3 protein-coding genes are annotated in these 2194 nt (G+C 67.6%); all 3 read right to left on the bottom strand.

Translation table 11 applies throughout. The features are described from left to right. Positions 1 to 827 (bottom strand): aldehyde dehydrogenase family protein (locus VGH85_14385; GenBank protein HEY2174992.1); only part of this gene is annotated, 827 nt, incomplete at its 3' end. A gap of 108 nt (positions 828 to 935) precedes the next feature. Next, on the bottom strand, positions 936 to 2015 hold the full coding sequence (locus tag VGH85_14380; GenBank protein HEY2174991.1) for an alcohol dehydrogenase catalytic domain-containing protein: 1080 nt from the start codon (positions 2013 to 2015) through the stop codon (positions 936 to 938). Between the two features lie 20 nt (positions 2016 to 2035). After that, positions 2036 to 2194, bottom strand: a 159-nt coding sequence (locus VGH85_14375) for an SDR family oxidoreductase (GenBank protein ID HEY2174990.1), incomplete at its 5' end; no start/stop codon positions are given.

Genomic DNA, 2194 nt, shown 5'->3' with positions numbered 1-2194 from the left:
GTCTTCAATCCCGCGACGGTGCTGTCGATGTCGGCGTCATCGAGGATGATCGCTGCGGACTTGCCGCCCAGCTCCAGACTCACCCGCTTGAGCTGCTCGCCGCAGATCGACGCGATCCGCCGCCCGCTGGCGGTGGAGCCGGTGAACGCGATCTTGTCCACGCCGGGATGCCGCACCAGGTGTTCGCCGGTGTCCCGGCCGCCCGGAACGATCGACACCACCCCTTCGGGCAGATCGACTTCGTCGAGCATTTCGGCCAACCACATTGCGTCCAACGGTGTTTCCGGTGCCGGCTTGACGACGACCGAGCAGCCGGCGATCAGCGCCGGGATCAGCTTCGGCATCAGCACGAGATGGGGCACATTCCACGGCACGATCGCGCCGACGACCCCCACCGGCGCCTTGCGCACGTGGGCCTCCCCGAACACCCCCTGGCGCCGCTCGACCCACGGATACTCCCGCGCGGTCGCCGCTGTCACAGTCATCATCGACGCCGCGCCGGCGGCCTGAGCCAACCGGCTGAAGCGTCGGGGGGAGCCCATCTCGGCGGTGATCAGATCGGCCATCTCATCCAGATGACCGGCATAGACGGCCGCGAGCTTCTCGATCTTCTCGATCCGCTCGAACGGACTCAGCCGCGGCCACGGGCCGTTGTCGAAGGCCTCGCGGGCGGCCGCTATCGCTCTGTCCATGTCCTCGGGAGCGGCATCCGGAACCTCACCGATCGGCTCCTCGGTGTGTGGCGAGATGACGGAGAGCCGCCGCGTGGTGGACGGCGCCTGCCACCGACCTGCAATGAAAAGGTCGTCATAGGAAAGTGATCTCATCGAAAGTGCCTTTCTAGTTGGTAGTTTCGGGTCTTCATACGATTGGTGCGCCCAGCTGCGGGCGCGCCCTAGATCTCAAGCTCTGCGGCAGTGAGATCGCAGCCTGCGTCACCGGTGTCGACGGTTCCCCGCGCCTCGATCAGCAGCACCTGCGCCTCGCGCTCCGCTTTTGGGCTGTGCTCGTTGGGTTTGGAGGACGATGCGGAGGTTGGCTTTGGGCTGGTGTTGCCACGCTTCCTCGGCTTGCTCAAGGGGGTAGGTCTCGATGATCGGCCGGACACCCTTGAGGACAGCGAAGTTCAGCGTGTCCTCGCTGTCCTGGGCGACACCGCTGTACCAACCCGACACGCTGAGGCGGCCGTCGGCGAGGTCGTGGCCGGTGACTTGTATCGGATCACCGCCCTCCAAGACGATCAGCTGACCGTTGGGGCGGAGCCCCTTGACCAGGTCGGTCTGGAGTTCCCCACGGGAGACGGTCGCGAGCACGGCCGATGCGCCGCCGAGGGCCTTGAGCGCCTTGCCCGCGTCGCCCTCGGTGCTGTCGATGTACTCGTCCGCACCGAGCCGCCGCGCCAGCTCCTCTTTGTCCCGGCCTCGGTTGATCGCGACGGTCCGGAAGCCCATCTTGTCCGCGAACTGGATCGCGAGGTGCCCGACCCCACCGACGCCCTGGACCGCGACGGTGTCACCCGGTCCGGCATGCGCGTGCCGCAGCGCGTTGAACGCGGTGACCCCGGCACACATCAACGGCGCCGCCTCCTCGAAGGTCAGCCCCTCGGGAATCCGCGCCACCGCGTCCTGCGGTGCCACCATGTATTCGGCGTACCCACCGTCGTACGACATACCGACGATCGTGCGGCTGAGACAGTTGGTGAAGTCACCCCGCCGGCAGTACTCGCAGGTGAAGTCGACGCCACCGGCCCAGCCGACGCCGACCCGCTGGCCGACCTGCCAGACCTCGACCCCTGCACCGACCGCGTCGACCACCCCGGCGATCTCGTGCCCCGGGACCCGCGGCAGCTTGGTACCGAACAGGGCGTTGCGGGGAATCGCGTCGCCACCGCAGATACCGCAGGCGTGCACCTTCACCCGGACCTGCCCCGGCCCGGGCTGCGGTACCGGCATGTCGACCACCACGAAGGGTCCACCGGCCTGCTGAACCTGGGCCGCGCGCATTGTCGCTTTCATCGTTGTTCTCTCTCTCTCCCTCAGTGCATTCCGCCGTCGGCGACCAACTGCTGGCCGGTGATCAGTGCGGCGTCGTCGCCGGCCAGGAAGGCCACCACTCCCGCCACGTCCTCCGTCGTACCCAAGCGGCCGATCGGCACCATCGCGACCAGGCTCTGCTTGTACTCGTCGTTCGCCGG

The sequence above is a fragment of the Mycobacteriales bacterium genome (genome assembly GCA_036497565.1).
Taxonomy (GTDB): Bacteria; Actinomycetota; Actinomycetes; order Mycobacteriales; family QHCD01; genus DASXJE01.
This window is presented reverse-complemented; position numbering and strand designations above follow the sequence as displayed.

Bases quoted from the DNA above. Each gene is read 5' to 3' on its own strand.
- VGH85_14380 (HEY2174991.1), bottom strand. From the start codon at position 2,015: ATGAAAGCGACAATGCGCGCGGCCCAGGTTCAGCAGGCCGGTGGACCC.